This is a genomic window from Pantoea sp. B623 (assembly GCF_024814475.1).
GTDB classification, from domain to species: domain Bacteria; phylum Pseudomonadota; class Gammaproteobacteria; order Enterobacterales; family Enterobacteriaceae; genus Pantoea; species Pantoea ananatis.
Window position 1 is genome coordinate 1,869,096 of the sequence record NZ_JANUXM010000004.1, and the last position, 23,506, is coordinate 1,892,601.

Sequence of the window (23,506 nt, forward strand, 5' to 3'; positions counted from 1 at the left end):
TTATCCTGAAAAGTCTGACTGCTCTCAGGACCACTTTTACCGGGGAGATCGTGTCTCATCAGCGCCATCGTTGAAAAGTCCGGCGACCCAGTCAGCAAAAGCACGCACGGCGGGAGAGAGAAACCGCTGATGCGGATAGAGTATCGTCACCGGCACGGAGGGTGGCTGCCAGTCCGCCAGAACCTCTACCAGTTTGCCTTGCTGCAGGTTCTCTGAAATCACATTCTCAGCAAGCTGCGCCAGTCCAAATCCCTCAAGACAAAGCCTGATGTAAAGTCCCGTTTCGTTGACGGCTGCATCCCCCTCAACCGGAACAGAGAAGGCCTCAGTGCCTCTTCTAAAATGCAGTTCATTAGTGCGTCTTCCCGAACCGGAAAAGTAATGAATCGACCGATGCTGTGACAGCGATTCCGGTGTCTCAGGGACCCCGAACTTCCTGAGATAGTCTGGCGAGGCGCAGGTCAACCAGCGAAACCGGCCAAGCGGACGGGCAACCAGTGTGGAGTCAGTTAATTCACCGGTTCGTATGACGCAATCCACACCTTCCTGCACAAGATCGACCTGCCTGTCGCTCACACCAATCATCAGGTAAATATCCGGATAAAGCCGGTAAAAGTCTTTCAAATTGGGCATGACGATGAAATGGGCGATCCCACCCGGCATGTCAACCCGCAGGCGCCCCCGGGGGCGCCTGTTCGAGTCAGCCAGACTGGCTTCAGTATGTTCAATTAAGGCCAGAATTTCCCGGCATTGCGCCAGATACTGCAGACCTTCAGGCGTAAGACTGACCCGTCTTGTGGTGCGGTTGAGCAGACGCACCTGCAGGTATTGCTCCAGGTTTTTGATGGTGCTGGTAACAGTAGAGGAAGGCAGGGACAGTGTTTCCGCTGCCCGGACAAAGCTTCCGGCCTCAGCCACCCTTATAAAAACCTGCATAGCCTGAATGCGATCCACCTGACTGCTCTCCTGAATATTGTGTGACACTGTCAGCCATCATTATTCGTTAATTCTGAATTATGAAAACGCGTTAGTCATCTTTTTGAGCTTAATCAGGAGGCGTATCTTTTTCCTTCTTACACTGAAAAGACGATTACGATGGCCGATTACAACAGAAATATTGTTAACAATCAGACTGAAAACCCAAAGGTGACACTGATTCGCAGCGCGACCATACTGAGTATGGACGAGAGCGTCGGTAACATTGAGCGCGGTGACATTCTCATCAACGGTTCAACGATTGCCGCCGTGGGTCAGAACCTTGACGCGCCGGATGCTCACGTCATTGATGCCACAAATATGATCGCCATGCCGGGGATGGTCGACTCTCACCGTCACGCCTGGGAAGGTCAGCTGCGACGTATCAACCCCAACGCCACCTGTCTGGACGACTACAGCAACGCCACGCACTTTTCGTTCGCTAAATATTACCGTCCGGAAGATATCTATGTGGGTAACCTGCTGACGGCGCTGGGCGCGATTGACGCGGGCATCACCACAATGATTGATAACTCGCACAACAGCCGGACCGCAGCACATTCCGATGCCGCCGTTGAGGCCCTGCTTGATGCCGGTATTCGCGCGATCCATGCTTCCGGCGCACCGGTGGCCGGTGAATGGGATAAGGCGCACTGGCCTGGCAACTGGCAGCGCCTGCAGGAAAAATATTTCACGGACAATCCTGAGAGTCTTGTGACGCTGGGCGTCATGGCTCAGCTGGAGCCAGAATTATGGGCCGAAGCGCGCAGGCTGGGGTTGCCGATCGTGACCGAATTCTTTGGTGCTGAGATGGCCTCCGAGCTTGAATCGCTGCATCGGCAGGGTCTGCTTGGCCCGGATAATATATTCAACCACTGCACGGCACTGCCTGATGAAGGCTGGGAAATCCTGCGAGAAGCCGGTGTCCGGGTGAATGTCTGCCCACGCTCAGATTCGCATTACGGCATCGAAAGCGGAATGTTCGCTATTGAAGCCGCGCAACGTCATGGTATCCATCCTGGCCTGAGTGTTGACAATGAAACGTCTTACAGTACCGACATGTTTATGGAAATGCGCGTGGCGTTCTATCTGCAGCGTGTGATGGGTATGCACAAGCAGCACTGCTGTGATTCAACGCATTCGCTGACGACGCTTCCGGCTGCGCAGCTGCTTAAATCGGCCACCGTCGATGGTGCTTACTGTGCAGGAATGCAGGACAAAGTGGGCAGCCTGACGCCAGGCAAGCAGGCTGATCTGGTGCTGATTAACGCGGCTGATATCAACCTCTATCCCAACGGAAATGCGTTTGGTACCGTGGTACATGCAACCGAGCGCAGTAACATCGACACCGTGATGATCGGCGGGCGCATCGTCAAGCAGAACGGCAAAGTGCTGGGTGTGGACAGTGAGCGCCTCCGCGCAGCCATTGATGAATCACGCGAGCACCTTTTTGCGGCGGCAGGGTATGAGCCAGACATCTTTGCGGAAAAATTCCTGCCGCTGGTTCAGGCTAACTGACAGAGACGAACAGCATGAGCGCGATTTATTACGTGATAGCTTTTGCAGCAGGTCTGGGGATTACCCTGCAGACGACCCTGAACAGTCAGCTTGCAAAAGGACTCGGAGGCGACTCTGTCACCGCCGCGTTGTTTTCCTTTACGGCCGGGGCGTTCAGCCTCGGGATTTACTCGCTGCTGCGTGGAGGGTTATTCACCTCTCTTTCTGCCATTCCTTCTCAGCCTGTCTGGAGTCTGGCAGGCGGACTGATCGGTGCCTGCGCGCTGTTCAGCTACGTGGTACTCGCACCGAAAATTGGTTTTTCAGCCCTGCTCGGGCTGGCGATTGTCGGACAGCTACTCTCATCACAGGTGATCGACCATTTTGGCCTGGTGGGCGCGGTAAGGCGGCCAGTCTCGTTGCTGAGACTGGGAGGTATGCTGGTCATGCTGGCCGGTCTCGCCATCATGCTTTTCGGCGATCGGTTCTCTGCACGGTTTCTGCAGTAACTGTGCTATCCACTTTTGCCATCGTGAAGTACGACCTTTTACATCCGGAGGATTAACTTGTTTACAATTGCAACTGAGGTCAGGAATAAGCTTGGTGAGTGCCCACTGTGGTGTGAAAGAACCCGCAGGCTTTACTGGACTGACATTGAGGCCAGTGAACTGCTCGCGTTAGAAGAAGGTAATGATGCTGTCATGCGCTGGTCGCTGCCTGAACGCCTCGGTTCGTTTGCTCTGACTGAACGAAGCCATATTCTGCTGATGGGGCTTGCATCCAGGCTGGCTTTTTATGATATCAACACCGGGTTTCTTACTACGGTGGCCGGCTCACCGGGAGGCACGGGAACCCGCATTGGAGATGGACGATGTGACCGTAGCGGTAATTTTGTCTTTGGAACAATGGATGACGGTTTTCCCGTGAACGTTATCGGAAAGTTTCACCGGCTTAATGCGGCAACGCTGACAGTTGAGACGCTTGCACTGCCCGATGTCGCCATTCCAAACAGCATCTGTTTCAGCCCCGATGGCGGCACCCTCTATTACTGTGACTCGATGCAGGGTCGGATAATGTGCTGCGATTACCCCTCGCTGCAAAACCAGCGCGTATTCACCAAAGTCGAAGGCGCGCCTGATGGTTCCTGCGTGGATGCCAGGGGCTATTTGTGGAATGCTGAATGGGGAGGGAGTCGTGTGGTCCGCTACCGGCCGGATGGAACCAGAGACGCAGTTCTGTCGTCGCCGGGAATTCAGAGCACCTGCCCGGTACTGGCAGGTGAGAACTTCAGCCGCCTCTGCTGCACCACAGCGTCTGTGGGGCTCTCTACGCTGTCTGAATATGACGGAGCTTTGCTCAAAGCTGAATCGGATCTCCAGCCCGGATTACCTGAAAACCGCTTTACGGCACACACAGTTTAACTGTTTTGGGACTGATGGCGCTTCGGGCGTTCAGTTAAAGAAAACGTCCGCTTCTGGCACAAAGCGGACAGGCTGACTGAGATGAAGGTCCGCTTTGAGCGAAAATCAGAATTTCGACTTAGAGAAACCTCACAGGGGGATTTACCTAATTTTTGTTAGCGACACAGAATGAATGACAGTGTCATCAATCTCGTAAAGCTTCCGTGCTGCGCGGATTAAGAATGGGTTATCGATTTTCTTGATTGTCTTAAACGCCCAGGCCAGCCAGCCGTCTTCATAATAAGATGCACATGCCTGAGGAATGTCCTCCCGTCTGAACTCTCTGATTTCTCCAAAAGTAATGACGGCTACGGCCGTGCCTAGTTCCTCCTGACGATCAGATGTAAGGAAGGGCTCATGTTCAACCAGTAATATTTCTTCCCCGGCCTGAACTTCGGGCAGCCATCGCCTAATTTCTAGCGTTTTAAGTCCATTTGCGATTTGTGTTCCGGCTGGTCGAACTATTGAAAGTGCTTTCAACAAGCCCCCTAAGATCAAGATAATAAGCTGATTATAAATAGTTTATACCAATAAATTATATTTTCGGGACGAGGACCGGTTATACTGGGATTTAGATTCTCAGTGATTAACTCATCAGTACCAGCTAATTCCGAAACTGGCACAAATCAGTCTGGCATACCAACGTCCAAGAGAAGCAATCAGTGAAAAGAGGATCTCCTCATTACAATAATATAGAATTGTATAATAATGCATGTTTTTATTTTAAAGTTGGATTTTATGATAAAGAAATTACATTAAATGCAACAAATGAATGACCAATAAAATCATGAAGATAAAGAGCGGAGAGTTAATTAATGAAGCGAACTTCAGATAACCGCACTATGACAAAAAAATATGTATTCCTATTTGACGGTCCGATTGGTGTTGGTAAATCAAGCTTAGGTCGGGAAGTGGCCAGAAGGTTGAATTTTGGTTTTATTGACGGAGATGATTACTCAGAACCCGGACCGTGGTTACGTTCAATACTTAAAACAAGCAAAAAAATTCTTTTCGCCGGAAATCATGAACTTGAGAAATTTCGGTGTATAATAATCTCGTACCCGCTGCGTTATACTAACTGGTTTTTTTATAAAAAAAACTTTGAAAAAAGCGGTGTTGATTGCCGTTGTATCGGGTTGCTTGCTGATATTAACAATATTCGTAATCGGGCAAGAAAACTGTCCGAATCCGAGATTCAAAGAAGTATGGTAATGTTAAAGCAGGGATACGGTTCAAGAATGTTCAGCGATATGATTGTGCGTACAGATAAATCAGGTTTTGAACAAACCTGCCAGGAGCTGATGAATGCCTTGACCGAAATCGTTAGCAATAACGATTAATAAATCTGCAGAATAATAAAAATTGGGCTGCAAGCCAGTAGCCATTAAAAGGTCCGGGAAGCTCAGGCTTCCGCTATTGGCACAAAGCGGACATACGGGCAGACCAACATCCGCCTAGAGCGAAAAGCGGGCGTTGTGCTTAAATCATGAGAGCTTTGAATGACTGAATGACTGAATGACTGAATGACTGAAAGGTAACGGTTAATCCAGGAGACGTAAATGTGTAGCAATTCCCCACCTGAGAGTGTCACATCTGCCATTATTCAGGTGGAAAACGGAGTAACTCGCGTTGGGTTGTCCAAACCTGTGAAAATCATCCACAGATCCACTTTTTAGAATCGCAAGCAAGCCCTGAATGACCTGCCCGTGAGACACAATACATATTGTTTGATAATGTCGTTTTTTTTCCAGATTGGATAAAAAATGCACAATTCGTTGCGATGCATGTGAGAGAGACTCCCCCCCTGGCGGACAATACTCTGCATCAAGTTTGAATAACGCTTTTGCAGCGTCCGGATTGTGTTGCGAGAGCTGTACGGTTGTCATGCCTTCAAAGTGACCAAATGCCTGTTCTTTTAGAGCCAGTTCAGCTATCAGTGAGCAACCAAAGGTCTCAGCCAGGCTCTGCCCCATGTGCCAGGCACGGCCGAGCGTAGAAGCGTAAACACATTCTACCTGGTAATCACTCGCTGCAAACGCTGTCAGTAAGGCTGAAGTTTGGCGCTCCCCCCGAAGAGTCAATGCGCTATCACTATGGCCCTGAATAATACCTTTCACATTCCACTCTGTTTCAGCGTGTCGAACAAGTATCACTTGCATCATTAAAGGGCCATAAATGCTGTTGATTTAAGTACCAAAATAAACACATGCCATTAATATGCAAGGATTTTTCTACTATGGACGGAAAACAGAAACACGTGTACATAAAAATTGTTCTGTTCAATCTCAGGAGTGATGCATTGAACGAAGTTAACGTCCCCTCTTGGCACATAGCGGACTAACATTTTTATCAGTCGCTGACTTTATGGTGAGCAGAGAATGTCAGAGCACATCGTTCAACACAGATGACCGGTGGATGTAAAAAAACCGGCTTTTGCCGGCTCAGGTTGTCATGCTGCGTTCACGTCGTCGCACTTCGGCAGCCAGTCGGCGCTGCTTTCGTCCGTCAGGCCGAGGTTGGTCTGCATCCCGAGCTTCGTGCGCCGCTTCAGATAGCTTTTGCCATACTCGCGCAGGATGCTCTCCAGCGCCTGGCTGAAGGTCTTCATGCTGAGCGGGTTGCGGTAACCGTTGGCCTCCATGTACGCCAGATAGGCGTGGTAGAGGTAGCGACGGGGTTGCAGAGGCCGGATGCTGGCATTGCCCATGTGCAGTCCGTTCGGCTCAGCGGTGGCAAAGAGGTAGCCGCAGAAGTCCACCATCGGGTCAGCGTCGCGCTTGATGCGCATGGCCTCGCCGGAGTTCTGCTGCTGCTGAAGCAGCGCGCGGGCGTCCTGCGGGCTGCTGAAGCGCTGCATCAGCTGGCGCACGATAACGGCCAGCTCCGCCTGTATCTTCTCCTTCAGCTGCGGGTCGCGCTCGCTTGCCGGGATGATTTCCGCGAAGTGCAGGATAACCCGGCGGCGCGACACGCCCCCGCTGCGGTCGGTGAAGCGCATGGGGTTGTTGTTCACGGCCAGAATCACCGCCGGGATGTGGGTCGAGTAGGCGTCGCGGTACTTGGGGTCAACGGACACCGCATCGCCGCCGGTAATCGCCTTGATGCCCGCGCCGTCGCCGCTCCACTTTTCCTGGTCGGGCAGGCGGATGAGCGAATAGCCGATGACCGAGGCGCGCTCGCGCGACGACTCCAGCGTCTCGATGGTGGCCGAGACGGCGTTGTCCGTTCCCGCCAGCATGGTGGCAATTTCCGCCATGATGCTCTTGCCGCTGCCGCCGGGGCCGGTGACCTCCAGAAACAGCTGCCAGTCGTAGCGGTTCGCCAGCACCATGAACAGCGCGGCCAGAATCACGTCCCGCTTCTCTGCGCTGCGTCCGGCGGCGCGGTCAAGCCACTGCCAGAAGTGCGGCGCGTGGCGCTCCAGCGTTTCGCCGGGCACGGGGCGGGTGTAGTCCACGTCGCTGACCGTGCGCAGCCAGTTCTCACGCCGGTGCGGGCTGAAGGTGCCGCTGCGGGTGTCGAGCACGCCGTTGCGAAAGCCGATGAGCTGTCTCTGCGGCGCGGCCTGCTGGGGCAGCATCAGCTTGAGCGTGTCCACCACGCCCGCCACCTTGCCCGCCGAGAACGGGGCGCGCAGGCGCTGGAACAGCCTCGCCACGTCGCGCCCGAACTGGTTGCCGGAAATCACCTTCCACGCCCCGGCCTCATAGCGGCAGAGGATTTCGCCGCTGGCGTCCACGGCCAGGTTGCGGCCGTAGTGCTCCGCAACGCGCTCCGCCTTCTCGCTGGCGCTCATGGCCGTAAACTCGGCCTCGCTCATGGTGTCGAACGGGCTGGCGGCGGGCGGGGCTGAAGCCTCGCGCAGCGCCTGCCGGGTGGCGTCTTCACCGTGCGCGGTGAAGGCGTCGTTCCAGTCGCCGAACACCGGCGGCAGGGCAACCGTTGCGTTGCAGGCCGCGGCGGCGTATTTCGCCTTACGCTGGCCGTCACCGTTCAGGTCGCGGTCGGCGGCAATCACCAGCGGCAGCGTCGGATGTTTTTCACGGGCGAGGCCGGCCAGGGAAAGGAGGTTAGCGGACGACAGGGCAACCCACACCGCGTCACCGGTCAGCGCATGCACCGTCAGCCCGGTGGCGTAGCCCTCGGTGAGCCAGATGCGTTTCGGCGTGCCTTTACCGTTCAGGACGTGGCAGGCGCCTTTCACCTGGCCGCCTTTAAGCGTGCGCTTGTCACCGGCGGCGTTAATCAACTGGACGTTAACCAGCGCGCCATCCGTGTCATGCAGCGGCACCATCAGGTCGCCGGGGCGGTAAGTGGTCAGCGCCACCTTATGCGCCCTGGTGAGCGTCAGGCAGGTCTGCTCCGGCAGCCCCTTGCGGGACAGATAGGCGTTGCCGGTGACTGACTTCGCGCTGCTCACCAGCTGCTGCGCCAGCGCGGCCGCCGCCGTGCGGGCGGCCTCACTGTCCGGCTCCGCCGGTGCGGCTTCCGTGACCGGCGGCAGGTTGCCGGTCAGGTCGTTCACGCGCGCGGCGGCCCCGGTCAGGCTGACGCCCAGCGCCTTCTGCACCAGGTCCATGCCGTCACCGGCCCCGCACTGGTTGCAGAACCACGTCCCGCGCCCCTCTTTATCGTCAAAGCGGAAGCGGTCTTTGCCCCCGCACACCGGGCACGCCGTGTGCCGGTTCTTCACCACCTTCACGCCCAGCGCGGGCAGGATGCGGGGCCACTGGCCCCGCGCGGCGCTGGCCGCGTCTGATACGGTCATTTTCATTGTGTTTTCCCTCAGTGCAGCGGCGCGTCGTGGATGCGCCCGCAGAGTTCGTCCATCACCACCTGGCCTAAAAAGCTCAGGCACGGGGCGGCCTTCAGCGGCCCGGCGGTCAGCAGGTCGTCGAGCAGCGCACAGGCAATCTCCAGCCCGCGCACGCGGCCGTGCTGGCGCAGGTAGAAGCCCTCCAGTTCGGTCTCAATGGCGCGCTCCAGGCGGGCCAGCGTCAGGCAGCAGTGGCGCTGCTGTTCGCGGCACAGGGTGAGCCAGGCGCAGGCCACGGCGCGGCGGGACAGCGCGGTGCGCAGCTCAGGGGACAGGGTGCGTGCGTTCATGCGTTCACCTCCCCGTTCATCCAGCCGTCGCGGCAGCGGGTCACCACGTCGTCCAGCTGGCCGGTGATGAGAAACAGCAGCGAGGCCAGCTGTTCGCTGTCGGCAGGCTCCGGCGGGGTGCAGCAGTCGCGCAGGGCGGCCGCGTCACAGGCCAGACGTCCGGCGTTGCGCAGGTGCTCCAGGCGGGCAAGGTCGTCAAGGGTAATGGTGGCGTGGTTCATGCGCACACCTCCGTGACCGGCAGGCGGGCGGCAAAGGCCAGCACGTAATCGCGGGCCAGCAGCCGGCGGGCGGCGCGTCCGGTGGCGGCGGTGGCGCGCAGCATCTGCACGCGGGCGTGACGCTCACAGCGGCGCACGGCGGCAAACACAAAGACAAATTCTGAATGCGGGGAATTAAGGACGGCAGCCATAAGGGCAGTCTCCATTGAGTAGCGGTTATCGCCACCACCGGAAACGCCAATTTCACTGGTGGTAGCCCGGACAGGGTTGGCGTAACCGGCCTCAATGGATACCGGCGCTTCGTGAGAAGCCCCCGCCCGGGCCACCATTACAAGTACGGTGCAGCGATTAAGTAACCGCCGCCCGATAAATGGGTGCACTGACGCAAAGACACAAAAAAAGACGCAAGGCGCGTCTGGTGTCGCCATTGAGTTGCTCAGGACGCCAATCCCGGCTGTCGATTTTGCGACAGCAGAAACACTGTACCAGGGAAGGCCCCCGGCGCGCAAGCCGGGGAAAGCAAAGAAATGCAGCATGACGGACAGTCTCAGCGGTGGGTGAAGGTCATGCCGCACGCCCCTGACCACGGGCGGCGATGCGTTCGTTCATCCAGGCGTTCACCTCGCTGGCCGCCCACGCGACGTTCTTGCCGCCCAGGGAAATCTGAGCGGGAAAGGCATCACGGCTGATGAGGTCGTAAATCGTCGAACGGGACAGGCCGCAGACGTGGATGACCTCCGGCAGGCGCATAAATCGCTCCTGAACCGGCGGCGTGTAAGGGGCTGACGGAGCGGAAGATGGTGCGGTTAAAGCAGTGTGCATGGGCTACCTCTCGTTGATTCCATACAGAGCCGGGCGGGTACGTCCGGCATCGGGCAGCTCTGTATTCTGAGCATATTTTTGTGGGAATCAACAAGGCGGGATTGTGTCACCACCCTTACAAAATGGTCATTTACTGCTCATTTAAAACGAATACAAACGAATAAAAACGTATAGAGACGAGGTAAAACCAGGACTTAGTTTCTGGCTATTGAAAGTGAAAGATCAAAAGGAAATAACGCTGATGAATGTCCGGTGGGCTTTTTTAAGACGGTGAACGATGGTGAACAGTGGGTGAAGGATTCTTTTTAAACTGTTCACCCTCTAATTTACTGTATTACTTATTTTTTTCTCTCTGGTGAAGAATGGTGAAGGATTTATATAAAACTAAAAGTGGAATGTGGGTTTCGTGAGACCTTTCCCTGGCTGGCCAGAAGAAGGACCTTTTGTCTGAGCCGTCACACAATGTCATCCGGTGGCACCGCCTGTGCCAGCCCCGGCACAATTGACTGACTGAAAACGACCACACAGGAAAACGAAATGGCCCTGAAATGTCCCGAATGCGGTCAGGTGGCTCATACCCGGACCAGCGCCTACGAGGCTCCGTCCGTCAAGCGCACCTGGTACCAGTGCCGGAACCTTGACTGCTCCTGCACATTCACCGCGCTGGAGAGCGTTGAGAGAATCATCATGAAGCCCGGCAGGCCTGTTGCCACAGAGGCAGAGGTGAAGAACGGCACGGTACGTCAGCCGCAGACGCTTGGCCGGTACGGCTCAGCCTGTTCCCGCAGGGACCGGCACGCACAACCCTGAAAGAAAAAAGACGGCCAGAAACATCTAATGCCCGGCACCTGCCGGGCTTTTTTATGTCTGTTGCGTGAGTGCATGTCTGTGCTGCATGAAATCGCATGAGTTTCCGGCACCTGAAAACGGCAGCAAAGGCCAGCAGCGGTGCGCCCCGGAGCCACTCATGCAGGTGCATGAAAAACGCTACATGAAGTGCGCAGGCGTGGCGGGGCTACGAGAGCGCGCAACGGGATAAATGTTCAATCCTACTGCAAAATTAAAAAAGTGAGTCGGCAGGAAAATTTCATCTCGCTAAAAAAAAGAATTCACATTAAGAAACGCGTGATGAAAAGACTGTAATCCTAACTAAAAAAGTTTCGATCATATAGCTCACCTTCAGTTGCAGAAAGGAAAACATAAATCTAACTTAATCTATAAAAATAGTCACACACACCAAGAAATAAAGCAAAACACTTTAATTTCAAAAGGTTATATTGAAGTTGTGGATCTATTGCAAATCAAACACACAACATATATATCTAAACATTATCAAATTTAGATTATGGATGATCAGATGATTACTTATGATGAATACCAAAAAAAAGTAGCCGAAACTGATATATTGACTTCTAAAAGTTCTGGTTTTATTGCATTAGGTTTAGTTGGTGAAGTCGGTGATTTACTCAGTTTAATAAAAAAAGAGCAAAGAGACCTTTTCGTAATTGGTTCTCTCGAAGAACACTTACACGAAGAGTTAGGTGATGTACTTTGGTATGTCACATCCCTCATTAACAGAGAGAGGTATGATATTAGAGAAATTGTTAGAAATTCATTTATAATAATAAAAGATGAGCATTCAGAATTAGATCCATTATCCTTGAAAAGTCTTAATGATTTAGACATTTTGTCAGCAACTCATAATCTTGATCTGGACATTTTAGAAAGTTCATTAGAAGTCGCTACTTCTTTATCTTTACTTTTAACTCTTTATTCAGGCAGACAAGTTGATACGCATCAAGATAAATCCAGTGTAATTTCAAAATTCCTCAGTAAGCTCATAATCTTTAGCCTATCTAAAAGATTAGTTATTTCAAAAGCGATTAACTGCAATCTAAAAAAAATCGAAAGCAGATGGCCTCAAAAAGAGGTATATCCAGAACCATTTGATAAGTCTCATGAAGAATATGAGCGATTCCCTGATAGAATCAATTTCATTTTTAAAGAAATTGATCTTGGTGAGAAAAAATTTGTGATACAGCAATGCCAAGGTGTCAACATTGGTGATCGATTAACAGACAACAAAAAAGATAAAGATGATTATAGATTCCATGATGTTTTTCACATTTGCTTTGCGGTACATCTAGGTTGGTCACCTGTGTTAAGAGCACTGTTACGCTTAAAAAGAAAAAACATTTCATCTACAGATGAAAATCAAGATGGCGCAAGAGCAATTATAATTGAAGAAGGTGTATCAACTTTTGTTTTTAGTAGAGCTTTAAATCAGTCTCTTTTTGAGAATGTTGAAAGACTTGATTACGACCTGTTAAAATTTATTCAAGAATTTGTCAAAGGATATGAGGTTGAGAAATGCAATCTCTGGCAATGGGAAAAGGCCATTATTGATGGCTATAAAGTATTTCGCCAGATGAAAAAATCAAGAAAAGGAAAAATAGTAGCCGATTTCGTCTCTCATACAGTAACCTTTGAAGAGCTTTAAAGTGAAAGATAACGATAAATCAGAAAGAATTAAAAGTTTCATAAATTCAATTAGAAACTTCTCATCTGAAAATGTTTTCAACCCATACAAAGATATATGTCCGAATCACGATACTCCAGAATCACCGATGTTAAGATTACTTAATCTTGAATTATATTTATTGGCTCATACCAGCCTTAAAACTAAACAATTATGGGTTGGTAGGGACCTCGGCTATAGAGGCGGCAGAAGGACTGGTTTGGCCCTAACTGATGAACATCATCTACAACTTGCATCTGAGATCATCGGTCCAAAATCTTTTAATAAAAGTACTTACACCTTGAGCGTAAAAGAAAGAACGGCAACAGAAATATGGAATGTCATAAGTAATATTGAACATATCCCTTTTCTATGGAACATATTCCCTTTTCACCCGTATGAAACAGGAAATCAAATGTCCAACAGGTGCCATACTAATAAAGAATTTCTTACTTCTGCATTTCTCATTCGAAACTTATTAAAAATCTACGATTTCGAAAAAATACTCGCGCTTGGAAATGATGCATCTAAGAGGTTAACTGATTTAGGAATCATTCACGAAAAAATTAGACATCCAAGTTATGGAGGTCAAGGGGAGTTTAGGAAAAAGATATTCTTTCTTAACAATATTGAGACTTATCAATAGATAATTATATTTCACTCAAGTGGAGATCACTAATGAAAAAAGCATGCGTAATTTATATTGAAGAGACTGAACATATGCTGCCTGAGACTGAGAAGAAACTACAGGATAATGGTTTTAGTATATGTTCTGTCAAATTAGAAGAGTCATGGAGTGAAGAAAAATCAACTCCAGCGGTAGCAGATTGTCAGAGTAATGCTGAAGTTTGCATATTCCTATTAGATGATAAATGTAATGAATACCCATCATTTGGCGGAGCTGTTGGATGTGCGGTGGCGGGTGGGAAAAACATAATTGGAGTTACAGAAAAAAAAGTAAAATTACCTGCAATCATTGATGAAAAAGCAAATTCAGTAATTTCTCTTCAAAGTGGAAAATTTCAAAATGCGGTGAAAGGTGAAAGCATATGGGAGGACTCAGATGGAAATAAACTACCAAGAAGACAAATTGACCGAGTAAAATGCCAATGACAATAAGAATGTTTTCGTACAAAATAGTACGAGATTATGGTTTTGCACCTAATCCATTCCATGGATATTGTACATTAGCCACGTGCAAGCCACAGATCCGCAAGCATGCAAAGACTGGAGATTTAATATTAGGTTACGGCAGTAAAGGTATGGGGCATAATGAAGAGTTAATTTACATTATGCAAGTTGATGAAAAAATAACATATCAACAGTATTGGGATGACGTCCGATTTTATAAAAAAAAACCTAACCTTTACAGTAATAAAGCTAACGCTTTTGGAGATAATATATATCACCAAGATGAATTTAATAACTGGATACAGGTAGATTCGCATCATAGTTTTGAAGATGGAGTTTTGAACCAAGATAATTTAGAAAGAGACACCTCCAGTCTGAATGTTTTGATTAGCCAAAATTTTATTTATTTTGGTTGCGATAGCATCCCCTCCCCAACTTTTGAAGGGGTAAATGAAAATGCGTATCCTACGGGCAGAGGTTATAGAGTAAACTTTAGTCAGCCACTTATAAACAACATGTCTCATTGGCTCCTAAATCACCCTAAAAAAGGTTATGTTGGGCGTCCAATATCTTGGTAAAATCATTTAATAACCCTGTCATACTTTTCAAAATTAAATACAGGGTTTCTCCTACCAATTTCTACGCATTTGTTCTGGCAAAATCGTAGGGTGATATAGAATTATCGCCATTAGCCTCAAGAAAATCTGCCCACCATTGCACCATTAATCTCCGCTCATCAAGATGCTCTGATGTATGAATATATGCAGCACGAACACTATTACGCTCTGAATGACTCATCTGTCGTTCTATGGCGTCCTCAGTCCATAACCCAGATTCACCTAAAGCACCACGCGCCATTGTTCTGAACCCATGTCCGCAGACCTCGGTCTTCGTGTCGTACCCCATAGCGCGCAGAGCATTGTTAACCGTGTTTTCGCTCATGACTTTTTTAGGATCGTGATCGCCGGGAAAGAGCCTTTCGTTGTCACCGCTTAATTGTTTCAACTTTTCCAGCAAGGCTAAAACCTGACGGCTTAGGGGTACAAGATGCTCCTCTTTCATCTTCATGCCACGATGGGAGTAACGAACTCCTTCTATCTCTTTACGCTGAGCAGGAATTTTCCATAAAGCCCTTTTGAAATCGAACTCATCCCAACGAGCAAAACGCAGCTCACTGGAACGGACGAAAGTTAGTAATGAAAGCTCTACAGCAATACGGGTCATGATACGCCCACGGTATGCGGCTAGGCGCTCAAGAAATTCAGGGAAACGGCTGAAGGGTAATGCGGGGTAATGGCGAGCCTTGACGGTAGAAAGTGCCCCGGCCATATCAATAGCAGGGTTGGATTCAATGTAATCGTTCTGCACGGCATAGCGCATTATCGCCGTAACACGCTGCTGAAGGCGCTGAGCGACGTCATGCTTGCCACTGGCATCAACGGCCTTAATGGGTGCTAACAGTTGGCTGGTTTTCAGCTTACGAACATCTGCCAAACCAATATGAGGAAAAATATACAGCTCAAGATAGCGAAGGATGCGTGAGCGGTGATCGTCACTCCATCGCTTGTTACTGGCGTGCCATTCGCGGGCGATCGTTTCAAAAGTATAAGCCCCCGCATTTTCAGCCTGGGCTTCTTTCTGTTCAGCTTTGGGGTCAATCCCCTGCCCTAACATCTTTTTAGCTTCGTCACGCTTAGCACGTGCCTCAGCAAGCGTTACTGTCGGCCAGACACCAAAGGCAAGCCGGTCTTCTTTTTTGTCGGCTGGCCGTCGGTACTTCATACGCCAGTACTTTGATCCTTTGGTCGTGACCTCAAGGTACAAACCGCCACCATCAGCCATTTTATAAGTTTTTTCTTTAGGCTTTGCAGTGTCGACCTGGCGGGCATTCAGCTTCATTTTGGGGGCACATTTCTTATCGAAGTGGGGATGCCCCCAATTATGCCCCCAGCGAGGTCTAGATTGCAACGGATGTGCTCGGACGATGTCGGATGATAAAATCAGTCTGGATGTTGATTTTAAAGTATTTTTTGGAATTCCTCGGACGAGGATGGACAAGGTACTGGTGCCGAAGGCCGGACTCGAACCGGCACATCTTTCGATGGTTGATTTTGAATCAACTGCGTCTACCGATTTCGCCACTTCGGCACTGAAGAGGATGCGGAAAACGTTGGGGATTATACCGTTACGTGCCCAGCAAGCAACCCAATTCCGCTGTGATGTGCGCTAAGCGGCGAAAAAACACACGGAACCCGGTAAACCCGCGCTGTCCCGCTGCCAGAATCCTCCCAAACCGCCTTCTCCTTACGATCTCGTCGGAACTTTCTCATCTGCACCGCCTCTTAACAGCACGAAGCATAAAACCCAACCGAGGTCGAAATGAAAAAGCGCCATATCGCCTGCGCCCTGGCAGCCCTGCTGCTGGCGGGCAATGCGTCAGCCACAAGCTGGCAGGATCAACTGAGCAGTGCCGCCAACCAGCTGAGCCAGCAAAACAACGGTGCAACAGGTCAGCAGAACGGCGGGCTGTCGATGTCCTCTATTACCAGCCTGCTGAACAGCAACGACAAAGCCATGAGCGCCAACAGCATGACCAATGCCGCCGGCGTTATGCAGTACTGCGTGGAGCACAACGTGGTGAAAAACAACGTGCAGTCGGTAAAAGATCAGGTGCTGAGCAAGCTGGGCCTGAATACCACCGCTGCGCAGGAGCAGAAACCGGATTACACCCAGGGCGTGGCCGGGCTGCTGAACACCGGCAATGGCCAGCAGCTAAACCTGCAAAGCCTCAGCAACTCGCCGATGGGCGAGAAGCTGAAAACTAAAGCCTGTGACGTGGTGCTGAAACAGGGTAAAAACTTTATCTCCTGACAGCCGCCTGCCAGCCCCGCGCTGGCAGGTTTATCGCCCCTTCTTACCCGCTTTTTTCCCGCCAGTCAGTCCCCCGCCCGCTGTCTGCATCACCTTGTATCGCAACACGTTAAGTCATAAGTTTTCCTTCCTAATGCGTTGGGCGCTATAGTGATGTTTTGGATTTGAACAGGACAGCACGCATGAAAGGTATCAACATCGCAATTTACTTCGATCCAGACCTGATCACAGCCTGCGTAAATGCGTCAGAAGGGAGCTATGTAAACAAAAAGTTCGAGTACGACGATGGGGTGATCGAAGAGATCTACCAGTGGCTCGAAGAGTACGATCCCAACCGCACGCATATCTGTCTGATTGAAAACGAAAGCGCCGAGCTGCTGGCCGACGAGCTGGTGGATAACGGTTATCACGTCCATCAGGTCACCATCCACCAGCTGCTGACCTGGTTCGCCGCCGAACCGCCCAAATCCCCCGATGGCACGCCGATGCGCCTGATGCTGCGCTATATGGCAGAAGAGCATCCGCGCGAATATGAATCCCGCACGCCGCAGACCGAAGCGTTGATGGAGATGTTCGACGAGCTGGACGCGCTGGAGATGGTGGAAGATAACGAAGACGAAGATAACCTGCCCGCCGACCTGCTGCGCAGCATGAAGAAGCACAAAATCAGCGCCAGCGATGCGGCACAGCGCCTGATCCCGGACGTAAACGAACGTATCCGCGAGCACCTGATGCAGTACCCGGAGCTGATGACGCCGGAGATCCTGCAAGACTTCTTCCCGGAGCTGCTGGAAGCGCTGGAACGTCCTAAACACTAAGCAGGATAAGGCATGCTGGAGTTAATCAAAGCAATCGGGTTGGGGTTGGTGGTGATACTGCCGCTCGCCAACCCGCTCACCACCGTGGCGCTGTTTTTGGGCCTGGCCGTTGAGATGAATTTTCAGGAGCGCAACCGTCAGGCCCTGCAGGCGAGTATCTACGTGTTCGCCATCATGATGGTGGCCTGGTACGCGGGCAGCGCGGTGTTGCACACGTTCGGCATCTCCATTCCGGGGCTGCGCATCGCAGGCGGGCTGATCGTGGCGTTTATTGGTTTTCGGATGCTGTTTCCGGCGAAGCCGGTGGGCCATTCGGTTGAAGCTAAGCACAAGCACGATGAGCTGGAAACCGCGCAGGAACCGGTGAACATCGCCTTTGTGCCGCTGGCGATGCCCAGCACCGCCGGGCCGGGGACGATCGCGATGATCATCTCCTCGGCTTCCACGGTGCGCAGCGGGGTGGATTTCCCTGCCTGGGTACTGAACGTCGCGCCGGTGCTGACATTCCTGGTAGTGAGCGTGATTTTATGGATTTCCCTGCGCAGTTCGGGGGCGATCATGCGCCTGGTGGGCAAAGGCGGCATCGAGGCGATCTCCCGCCTGATGGGCTTTTTGCTGGTGTGCATGGGCGTCCAGTTCATCATCAACGGCGTGCTGGAAGTCATTCACGATTTTCACTGACGGCCTGAGCCTCCCGCCTCTGGGCGGCCTGTCACCTAAGACAAATCGGCTAAGACAAATCGGCTAAGACGAAACTGGCATAGCTCAGAACAAACCGGCATTTTGACCTGCTCTGGCGCGGGTTACAGTAGGGTTATCAATCATTAAGGATAACCGCTATGCGCAAACCGCTGCTCCTGCTTACCGCCCTTGCTCTCTCCTCTGCCGCCCACGCGGCAACGCCGAAAGATACGTTTGTGGTCGCCGTGCCGCTGGATGGCATTATCAGTTTCGATCCGGCGGAAAGCTTTGAAACCGTCAGCAACAGCAGCCTGCGTAATATCTATCAGACGTTACTGGAGCCGGACCATCAGGATCCGCAGAAGCTGGCCCCGCTGGCGGCCCTGCGCTGGCAGGCGGGCAAAACCCCGCACAGCCTGGTGTTTGACCTTAATCCCAAAGCCCGCTTTGCCAGCGGTAATCCGTTAACGGCGCAGGACGTGGTGTTCTCCTTTACCCGCGCGGTGAAGCTGAACAAAGCGCCCTCGTTTATCCTCGGGGAATTTGGCTGGACGCCGGAGAACATCGATCAGCAGTTCAGCGTCATCAACGATCATCAGTTGGAGCTGCGCTGGCCGGCAGAGATCGGGCAGGATCTGGCCCTGCGCCTGTTGACCGCGCCGGTCTCCTCCATCGTTGACAGCAAGCTGGCGCAGTCGCATGCCGCCAATAACGACTTCGGCAATGGCTGGCTGAAAACCCACTCGGCGGGCAGCGCGGCCTACGCAATCAAGCAGTTCGTGCCCCTGCAGGCGCTGGTGCTGGAGGCTAATCCCAACAGCACCCAGAAAGCGCACCTGAAACGGGTGCTGCTGAAAGGCGTGGCCGATCCGGGCACCCGTCGGCTGTTGATCCAGCAGGGCGATGTGGATGCGGCTTACCAGCTGGGGCCGGATCAGCTTGCCTCGCTGAAAAGCGATCCCAACGTGCACATTGCCGCCTTTCCCTCCAGCCTGATCTACTATCTCGGCTTTAACACCAAAAGTACGCAGCAGCCTGCGCTGGGCAACCCGGCCTTATGGCAGGCCGCGCGCTGGCTGGTGGACTACGACAGCCTGGCGAATCAGCTGCTGAAGGGGCAATATCGCGTACACCAGAGCTTCCTGCCCCAGGGCTTTGACGGCGCGCTGGAGACCAAACCGTTCCACTACGATGTCGAGAAGGCCAAAGCGATATTAGCCAAAGGCGGTATTAAGCCCGGCGCGCATATCGCGCTGTCGGTGGTGAATCAGCCGCCTTATATCGATATTGCCCAGGCGCTGCAGTCGAGCTTTGCGAAGGCGGATGTAAATCTGGATATCCAGCCGGTGGCGGAATCCGAGCTGTGGAGCAAGATGCGCAGCCGCAACTTTGAATCCATCTTTACCTACTGGGGCGCGGACTACATCGATCCCAACACCAACGCCAGCACCTTCGCCTATAACGTGCCGAACGGCAGCAAAACCCTGGCCTGGCGCGTAGGCTGGGATATTCCGGAGCTGAGCGCCCTGACGCGCAAAGCCGCCGGAGAAAGCGATGCCGCCAAACGCCGGGCCGATTACGTCTCGCTGCAACAGCAGCTTCAGCAGAACTCGCCTTACGTGGTGATGCTGCAGGGCGAGGTGCAGGTGGCGCTGCGCAAGAACGTGACGCACGCGCAACAGGGGATTGGCGTCACGCTGCTGAATTTTGAAGAGGTGGAGAAGTAAATTTCAGGGCGGCAGCACGTAATCTTTACTGACGGCAGCCGCCCCGCTGGCTATGCTTGACGCATGACTGACTATTTGTGAGTGCCGCGCTATGACCGCTCCCCTGCTTATCGCCCAAACCCCTGACGTTCAACTGCACCTGCTGCCGCAGATGGCAAACCGCCACGGCCTGATCACCGGTGCCACCGGCACGGGCAAAACCGTGACGCTGCAAAAGCTGGCGGAATCCTTCTCTGCCATCGGCGTGCCTGTGTTTATGGCGGATGTGAAAGGCGATTTAACCGGCGTGGCGATGGCAGGCCTGAGCAGCGAAAAGCTGCAGGCGCGGCTGGCCAACATCGGTGTGACCGACTGGCAGCCAACCAGCAGCCCGGTGGTGCTGTGGGATATTTTCGGTGAGAAAGGCCATCCGGTGCGTGCGACGGTGTCGGATCTGGGGCCGCTGATGCTGGCGCGGCTGCTGAACCTGAACGAGGTGCAGAGCGGCGTGCTGCAAATCATCTTCCGCATTGCCGACGATCAGGGCCTGCTGCTGCTGGATTTTAAAGATCTGCGCGCCATGACACAGTACATCGGCGATAACGCGAAAAGCTTTCAGACGCAGTACGGCAACATTAACAGCGCCTCAGTAGGCGCGATCCAGCGCGGGCTGCTGGCGCTGGAGGAGCAAGGCGCAGAGCACTTCTTTGGCGAGCCTATGCTGGAGATTAGCGACTGGATGCGCGTTGACAGCAACGGCAAAGGCGTTATTAACATCCTGTCGGCCGAGAAGCTGTATCAGATGCCCAAACTTTACGCGACCAGCCTGCTGTGGATGCTGTCAGAGCTGTATGAACACCTGCCGGAAGCGGGCGATCTGGATAAACCGAAGCTGGTGTTCTTCTTTGATGAGGCGCACCTGCTGTTTAACGAGGCGCCGCCGGTGCTGCTGGAGAAGATTGAGCAGGTGATCCGCCTGATCCGCTCCAAAGGCGTGGGGATTTGGTTTGTGACGCAGAATCCGGCGGACATTCCCGACAGCGTGCTGGGCCAGCTAGGCAACCGGGTGCAACATGCGCTGCGCGCCTTTACCCCGCGCGATCAGAAAGCGGTGAAAACCGCCGCCGAAACCCTGCGCGCCAATCCGGCCTTTACAACCGTCGAGGCGATACAGGCGCTGGGCACCGGCGAAGCGCTGATCTCCTTTCTGGATGTCAAAGGCAACCCGTCGGTAGTGGAGCGGGCGATGGTGATCGCACCCGGCTCGCGCATGGGGCCGGTGAACACGGACGAGCGCAACGGGCTGATCAACCATTCTCCGCTGTCGGGCAAGTACGACACAGAAGTCGATCGGGAATCGGCTTACGAACGTCTGCAACAGGGCGTTCAGGCCGCCAGTGACAAGGCCAATGCGCCCGAAGCCAAAGGCAACGCGGTGGCGGTCGATGACGGCATTCTGGGGGGATTAAAAGACATTTTGTTTGGCAGCACCGGTCCGCGCGGCGGCAAGCGGGATGGCGTGGTGCAAACCATGGCAAAAAGCGCGGGACGTCAGATTACTAACCAGATCGTTCGCGGCGTGCTGGGCAGCCTGTTTGGCGGACGTCGTCGGTAAAATACGGTGGCAGCCGGGCTGCCACCTCAACGCTACTTGTGCTTCCAGCTGGTAGACACCGGATTGGTGACGGTGTTCTTTTCCTGGGTGTAAGTGCCGTTCTGCTGGGCAATCGCCTCGCCGGTATCAACAATCGCGTTCTGAATAAACACGTTCTGCTTGTCGCCGCGCACAAAGGTCAGCTGATGGAAGGCGGTTTTGTTGCCCCAGTCGGTGGAAGGCAGCGAGATAAAGCGCACCGTGAAGGTCTCATCATCAAACTTACCCTGCATCACGTAAACGCCGTAGTGGTTTTCGCCCTGCGAGATGATTTTATAGGTGCCGTTGTCGTAGTAATAAATTTCGGCATCGGGGAAGGGTTTTTTGTCGTACATTTTACGGTAATGCAGCACCTGCTTAATGGTGGGCTGGCCGAAGCTGACGGTCAGGTTTTTACCATCCTGCGAGGTGGTCAGCCCTTCCGCCTGCGCGGATACGCCACTCATTAACATCAACAGACTTGCGGTTGCCGTTGCGATTGCTTTCACGTGAATTCTCCTGGTCTGGTTCCATGGATAGGGTGCGTCAACGTACGGAGACTGCACCGGAAATGTACACTGACGTAACTGTTTATAAGAGTGGTAATTTTTGAGGTTATTAGTTTTTAGGAACAGTCTGATGCGGCAATCGCCCACCGCGTTAAGACAGGCCGGTTTAATGCCAGGCTTAACTGGATTTGAGGGCCGGGACTGGGCGATGTTGACGTATTCATCAGGCAAGCTGCTAAGATCAGGACATGGATAAACAACGTGAACTAAAACGGACCAAACGTCTGGCGCTGTCGCTGCTGCTGCTGGCTGCCGCTACCTTTGTGGTTACCCTGTTTCTGCCGCCCAACTTTTACGTCAGCGGCATCAAAGCCATCGCCGAAGCCGCGATGGTCGGCGCGCTGGCTGACTGGTTTGCGGTGGTGGCGCTGTTTCGCCGCGTACCGGTGCCGTTTATTGCCCGTCATACGGCGATCATCCCGCGCAATAAAGATCGCATCGGGGAGAATCTGGGCCGCTTTGTGCAGGAAAAGTTTCTGGATACCGATTCGATGCTGAATCTGATCCGCCGTCACGATCCCTCGCAAATGCTGGCCACCTGGCTGAGCGCGCCCGGCAATGCCGATCGGATCGGTCGCCACCTGCTACAGGTCATGCGCGGCTTTCTCGATCTGACCGATGACGCGCGCATCCAGCACTTCATGCGCCGCGCGGTGCATAAGGCGATCGACAAGGTGGATCTCAGCCAGAGCGGCGCGCTGATGCTGGAAAGCCTGACCAAAAATAACCGGCATCAGGAACTGCTGGATGCGGCGGTCGAGCAGTTGCTGCGGCTGCTGCATAAGCCCAGCACCCGGGAATTTATCGCCAGCCAGCTGGTGCGCTGGCTGAAGCGCGAGCACCCCATCAAGGCCAAAATGTTGCCGACAGAATGGCTGGGAGAGCACAGCGCAGAGCTGGTGGCCAACGCGGTGGATTCCCTGCTGGATGACGTGGCGCTGGATCAGGGCCACGAGCTGCGGCTGGGCTTTAATCGCGCGGTGGATCGCCTGATCGAAAAGCTGAAAAACGATCCCGAGATGGCCGAGCGCGCCGAGGTGATCAAAGGCTGGCTGAAAGACGATCCCACGCTGAACCGCTATATTGGCGAGCTGTGGGGCGATCTGCGCGACTGGCTGAAAGCGGATCTCAACAGCGAGGCGTCAAAAGTGCAGGACAAGGTCCGTCAGGCGGCCCTGTGGCTGGGCGAAACCCTGGCCGCCGATGAAGGACTGCGTAGCTCCATGAATCAGCATCTGGAAGACGCTGCCCGCAGCGTCGCGCCAGAATTCGCGGCGTTCCTGACGCGCCATATCAGCGACACGGTGAAAAGCTGGGATGCGCGCGATATGTCGCAGCAGATCGAGCTGAATATCGGTAAGGACCTGCAGTTTATCCGCATCAACGGCACGCTGGTGGGCGGCACCATCGGCCTGATTCTCTACCTGCTGTCGCAGATTCCGGCGGTGCTGCCGGTGGTGAAAGGCTGGCTGGCCTGACGTAACCGTTCTGCTTTTTC

Annotated in this window: 25 protein-coding genes and 1 tRNA gene; 15 read left to right on the top strand and 11 right to left on the bottom strand. The window is 53.1% G+C overall.

Going from position 1 to position 23,506, the window contains the following annotated elements:
- Positions 1-36 precede the first annotated feature (36 nt).
- Positions 37-954 (bottom strand): LysR family transcriptional regulator, encoded by a 918-nt coding sequence (locus NXS97_RS10545; protein WP_259232811.1) that lies wholly within the window; start codon positions 952-954, stop codon positions 37-39.
- Positions 955-1,095: 141 nt separating this feature from the next.
- Here NXS97_RS10545 and NXS97_RS10550 point away from each other — a divergent pair, with 141 nt between their 5' ends.
- Genes NXS97_RS10550 through NXS97_RS10560 form a run of 3 tightly spaced genes read left to right on the top strand, consistent with a single transcriptional unit; the run spans position 1,096 to position 3,893 of the window.
- Positions 1,096-2,493 (top strand): amidohydrolase family protein, encoded by a 1,398-nt coding sequence (locus NXS97_RS10550; protein ID WP_259232081.1) that lies wholly within the window; start codon positions 1,096-1,098, stop codon positions 2,491-2,493.
- A gap of 14 nt (positions 2,494-2,507) precedes the next feature.
- The gene (locus NXS97_RS10555; RefSeq protein ID WP_259232082.1) at positions 2,508-2,981 is read left to right on the top strand and encodes a DMT family transporter; all 474 of its coding nucleotides are present in this window, start codon (positions 2,508-2,510) and stop codon (positions 2,979-2,981) included.
- A 57-nt stretch (positions 2,982-3,038) separates the two neighbouring features.
- On the top strand, positions 3,039-3,893 hold the full coding sequence (locus NXS97_RS10560) for an SMP-30/gluconolactonase/LRE family protein (RefSeq protein WP_259232083.1): 855 nt from the start codon (positions 3,039-3,041) through the stop codon (positions 3,891-3,893).
- 141 nt (positions 3,894-4,034) lie between these two features.
- Here NXS97_RS10560 and NXS97_RS10565 read toward each other — a convergent pair whose 3' ends face one another.
- Positions 4,035-4,412, bottom strand: a complete 378-nt coding sequence (locus NXS97_RS10565) for an ASCH domain-containing protein (protein ID WP_205959027.1) — start codon at positions 4,410-4,412, stop codon at positions 4,035-4,037.
- Positions 4,413-4,747: 335 nt separating this feature from the next.
- On the opposite strand from NXS97_RS10565, the gene NXS97_RS10570 reads away from it, so the two are divergent.
- Entirely contained in the window at positions 4,748-5,272 is a 525-nt protein-coding gene (locus NXS97_RS10570) for a shikimate kinase (RefSeq protein ID WP_259232085.1), read from the top strand.
- Positions 5,273-5,473: 201 nt separating this feature from the next.
- On the opposite strand, the gene NXS97_RS10575 is transcribed toward NXS97_RS10570, so the two are convergent.
- The 6 genes from NXS97_RS10575 to NXS97_RS10600 form a co-directional block, all read right to left on the bottom strand.
- Positions 5,474-6,094 carry a histidine phosphatase family protein gene (locus tag NXS97_RS10575; RefSeq protein WP_259232086.1) on the bottom strand — a complete coding sequence of 207 codons (621 nt, stop codon included), beginning with the start codon at positions 6,092-6,094 and terminating at the stop codon, positions 5,474-5,476.
- Between the two features lie 287 nt (positions 6,095-6,381).
- Positions 6,382-8,706 (bottom strand): phage/plasmid primase, P4 family, encoded by a 2,325-nt coding sequence (locus NXS97_RS10580; protein WP_259232087.1) that lies wholly within the window; start codon positions 8,704-8,706, stop codon positions 6,382-6,384.
- Between the two features lie 11 nt (positions 8,707-8,717).
- A complete protein-coding gene (locus NXS97_RS10585; protein ID WP_259232088.1) occupies positions 8,718-9,038 on the bottom strand; it encodes a DUF5375 domain-containing protein in 321 nt (106 codons plus the stop codon).
- Positions 9,035-9,259, bottom strand: a complete 225-nt coding sequence (locus NXS97_RS10590) for a hypothetical protein (protein WP_013026791.1) — start codon at positions 9,257-9,259, stop codon at positions 9,035-9,037. Before NXS97_RS10590 ends, NXS97_RS10585 begins: the two co-directional genes overlap by 4 nt.
- A complete protein-coding gene (locus NXS97_RS10595; protein ID WP_259232091.1) occupies positions 9,256-9,795 on the bottom strand; it encodes a host cell division inhibitor Icd-like protein in 540 nt (179 codons plus the stop codon). The genes NXS97_RS10590 and NXS97_RS10595 overlap by 4 nt, the downstream gene beginning before the upstream one ends.
- Positions 9,796-9,823: 28 nt before the next feature.
- Positions 9,824-10,081, bottom strand: coding sequence for an AlpA family transcriptional regulator (locus NXS97_RS10600; protein ID WP_259232093.1), 258 nt, complete (start codon positions 10,079-10,081; stop codon positions 9,824-9,826).
- Between the two features lie 537 nt (positions 10,082-10,618).
- Between NXS97_RS10600 and NXS97_RS10605 the strand changes: the two genes are divergently transcribed.
- The 5 genes from NXS97_RS10605 to NXS97_RS10625 all read left to right on the top strand — a co-directional run bounded on the left by NXS97_RS10605 (position 10,619) and on the right by NXS97_RS10625 (position 14,308).
- Positions 10,619-10,891: an ogr/Delta-like zinc finger family protein gene (locus NXS97_RS10605; RefSeq protein WP_259232094.1), complete on the top strand. Its 273-nt coding sequence runs from the start codon at positions 10,619-10,621 to the stop codon at positions 10,889-10,891.
- Positions 10,892-11,438: 547 nt separating this feature from the next.
- A complete protein-coding gene (locus tag NXS97_RS10610; protein ID WP_176018669.1) occupies positions 11,439-12,581 on the top strand; it encodes a MazG nucleotide pyrophosphohydrolase domain-containing protein in 1,143 nt (380 codons plus the stop codon).
- A 1-nt stretch (position 12,582) separates the two neighbouring features.
- On the top strand, positions 12,583-13,245 hold the full coding sequence (locus NXS97_RS10615) for a uracil-DNA glycosylase (protein ID WP_176018668.1): 663 nt from the start codon (positions 12,583-12,585) through the stop codon (positions 13,243-13,245).
- Positions 13,246-13,277: 32 nt separating this feature from the next.
- Positions 13,278-13,712, top strand: a complete 435-nt coding sequence (locus NXS97_RS10620; RefSeq protein ID WP_176018667.1) for a hypothetical protein — start codon at positions 13,278-13,280, stop codon at positions 13,710-13,712.
- Positions 13,709-14,308, top strand: a complete 600-nt coding sequence (locus NXS97_RS10625) for a hypothetical protein (RefSeq protein ID WP_226375113.1) — start codon at positions 13,709-13,711, stop codon at positions 14,306-14,308. Before NXS97_RS10620 ends, NXS97_RS10625 begins: the two co-directional genes overlap by 4 nt.
- A 61-nt stretch (positions 14,309-14,369) precedes the next feature.
- Here the strand turns inward: NXS97_RS10625 and NXS97_RS10630 are convergent, their stop codons facing one another.
- Positions 14,370-15,629: an integrase arm-type DNA-binding domain-containing protein gene (locus NXS97_RS10630; protein WP_176018665.1), complete on the bottom strand. Its 1,260-nt coding sequence runs from the start codon at positions 15,627-15,629 to the stop codon at positions 14,370-14,372.
- A gap of 164 nt (positions 15,630-15,793) precedes the next feature.
- Positions 15,794-15,878 (bottom strand) — tRNA-Leu (locus tag NXS97_RS10635).
- A gap of 231 nt (positions 15,879-16,109) precedes the next feature.
- Here NXS97_RS10635 and NXS97_RS10640 point away from each other — a divergent pair.
- From NXS97_RS10640 to NXS97_RS10660, 5 genes are all read left to right on the top strand, one after another.
- Complete coding sequence (locus NXS97_RS10640) at positions 16,110-16,601, top strand: DUF2501 domain-containing protein (protein ID WP_072404380.1); 492 nt, start codon at positions 16,110-16,112, stop codon at positions 16,599-16,601.
- Between the two features lie 182 nt (positions 16,602-16,783).
- Entirely contained in the window at positions 16,784-17,419 is a 636-nt protein-coding gene (locus NXS97_RS10645; RefSeq protein ID WP_006121820.1) for a hypothetical protein, read from the top strand.
- A 12-nt stretch (positions 17,420-17,431) separates the two neighbouring features.
- Positions 17,432-18,100, top strand: coding sequence for a MarC family NAAT transporter (locus tag NXS97_RS10650; RefSeq protein ID WP_116220001.1), 669 nt, complete (start codon positions 17,432-17,434; stop codon positions 18,098-18,100).
- 158 nt (positions 18,101-18,258) lie between these two features.
- Positions 18,259-19,827: an ABC transporter substrate-binding protein gene (locus tag NXS97_RS10655; RefSeq protein WP_116220000.1), complete on the top strand. Its 1,569-nt coding sequence runs from the start codon at positions 18,259-18,261 to the stop codon at positions 19,825-19,827.
- Positions 19,828-19,918: 91 nt separating this feature from the next.
- Complete coding sequence (locus NXS97_RS10660) at positions 19,919-21,421, top strand: helicase HerA-like C-terminal domain-containing protein (protein ID WP_116219999.1); 1,503 nt, start codon at positions 19,919-19,921, stop codon at positions 21,419-21,421.
- Between the two features lie 32 nt (positions 21,422-21,453).
- Here the strand turns inward: NXS97_RS10660 and NXS97_RS10665 are convergent, their stop codons facing one another.
- Positions 21,454-21,948: a hypothetical protein gene (locus NXS97_RS10665; protein ID WP_014606710.1), complete on the bottom strand. Its 495-nt coding sequence runs from the start codon at positions 21,946-21,948 to the stop codon at positions 21,454-21,456.
- Between the two features lie 248 nt (positions 21,949-22,196).
- On the opposite strand from NXS97_RS10665, the gene NXS97_RS10670 reads away from it, so the two are divergent.
- On the top strand, positions 22,197-23,486 hold the full coding sequence (locus tag NXS97_RS10670; protein WP_013024407.1) for a DUF445 domain-containing protein: 1,290 nt from the start codon (positions 22,197-22,199) through the stop codon (positions 23,484-23,486).
- Positions 23,487-23,506: the final 20 nt, after the last annotated feature.

Coding starts and splice junctions, on each gene's coding strand:
- NXS97_RS10550 (WP_259232081.1), top strand. CDS start 1,096: ATGGCCGATTACAACAGAAATATTGTTAACAATCAGACTGAAAACCCA.
- NXS97_RS10555 (WP_259232082.1), top strand. CDS start 2,508: ATGAGCGCGATTTATTACGTGATAGCTTTTGCAGCAGGTCTGGGGATT.
- NXS97_RS10570 (WP_259232085.1), top strand. CDS start 4,748: ATGAAGCGAACTTCAGATAACCGCACTATGACAAAAAAATATGTATTC.
- NXS97_RS10575 (WP_259232086.1), bottom strand. CDS start 6,094: ATGATGCAAGTGATACTTGTTCGACACGCTGAAACAGAGTGGAATGTG.
- NXS97_RS10580 (WP_259232087.1), bottom strand. CDS start 8,706: ATGAAAATGACCGTATCAGACGCGGCCAGCGCCGCGCGGGGCCAGTGG.
- NXS97_RS10585 (WP_259232088.1), bottom strand. CDS start 9,038: ATGAACGCACGCACCCTGTCCCCTGAGCTGCGCACCGCGCTGTCCCGC.
- NXS97_RS10590 (WP_013026791.1), bottom strand. CDS start 9,259: ATGAACCACGCCACCATTACCCTTGACGACCTTGCCCGCCTGGAGCAC.
- NXS97_RS10595 (WP_259232091.1), bottom strand. CDS start 9,795: ATGCTGCATTTCTTTGCTTTCCCCGGCTTGCGCGCCGGGGGCCTTCCC.
- NXS97_RS10600 (WP_259232093.1), bottom strand. CDS start 10,081: ATGCACACTGCTTTAACCGCACCATCTTCCGCTCCGTCAGCCCCTTAC.
- NXS97_RS10605 (WP_259232094.1), top strand. CDS start 10,619: ATGGCCCTGAAATGTCCCGAATGCGGTCAGGTGGCTCATACCCGGACC.
- NXS97_RS10610 (WP_176018669.1), top strand. CDS start 11,439: ATGATTACTTATGATGAATACCAAAAAAAAGTAGCCGAAACTGATATA.
- NXS97_RS10620 (WP_176018667.1), top strand. CDS start 13,278: ATGAAAAAAGCATGCGTAATTTATATTGAAGAGACTGAACATATGCTG.
- NXS97_RS10625 (WP_226375113.1), top strand. CDS start 13,709: ATGACAATAAGAATGTTTTCGTACAAAATAGTACGAGATTATGGTTTT.
- NXS97_RS10630 (WP_176018665.1), bottom strand. CDS start 15,629: ATGAAGCTGAATGCCCGCCAGGTCGACACTGCAAAGCCTAAAGAAAAA.
- NXS97_RS10640 (WP_072404380.1), top strand. CDS start 16,110: ATGAAAAAGCGCCATATCGCCTGCGCCCTGGCAGCCCTGCTGCTGGCG.
- NXS97_RS10645 (WP_006121820.1), top strand. CDS start 16,784: ATGAAAGGTATCAACATCGCAATTTACTTCGATCCAGACCTGATCACA.
- NXS97_RS10650 (WP_116220001.1), top strand. CDS start 17,432: ATGCTGGAGTTAATCAAAGCAATCGGGTTGGGGTTGGTGGTGATACTG.
- NXS97_RS10655 (WP_116220000.1), top strand. CDS start 18,259: ATGCGCAAACCGCTGCTCCTGCTTACCGCCCTTGCTCTCTCCTCTGCC.
- NXS97_RS10660 (WP_116219999.1), top strand. CDS start 19,919: ATGACCGCTCCCCTGCTTATCGCCCAAACCCCTGACGTTCAACTGCAC.
- NXS97_RS10670 (WP_013024407.1), top strand. CDS start 22,197: ATGGATAAACAACGTGAACTAAAACGGACCAAACGTCTGGCGCTGTCG.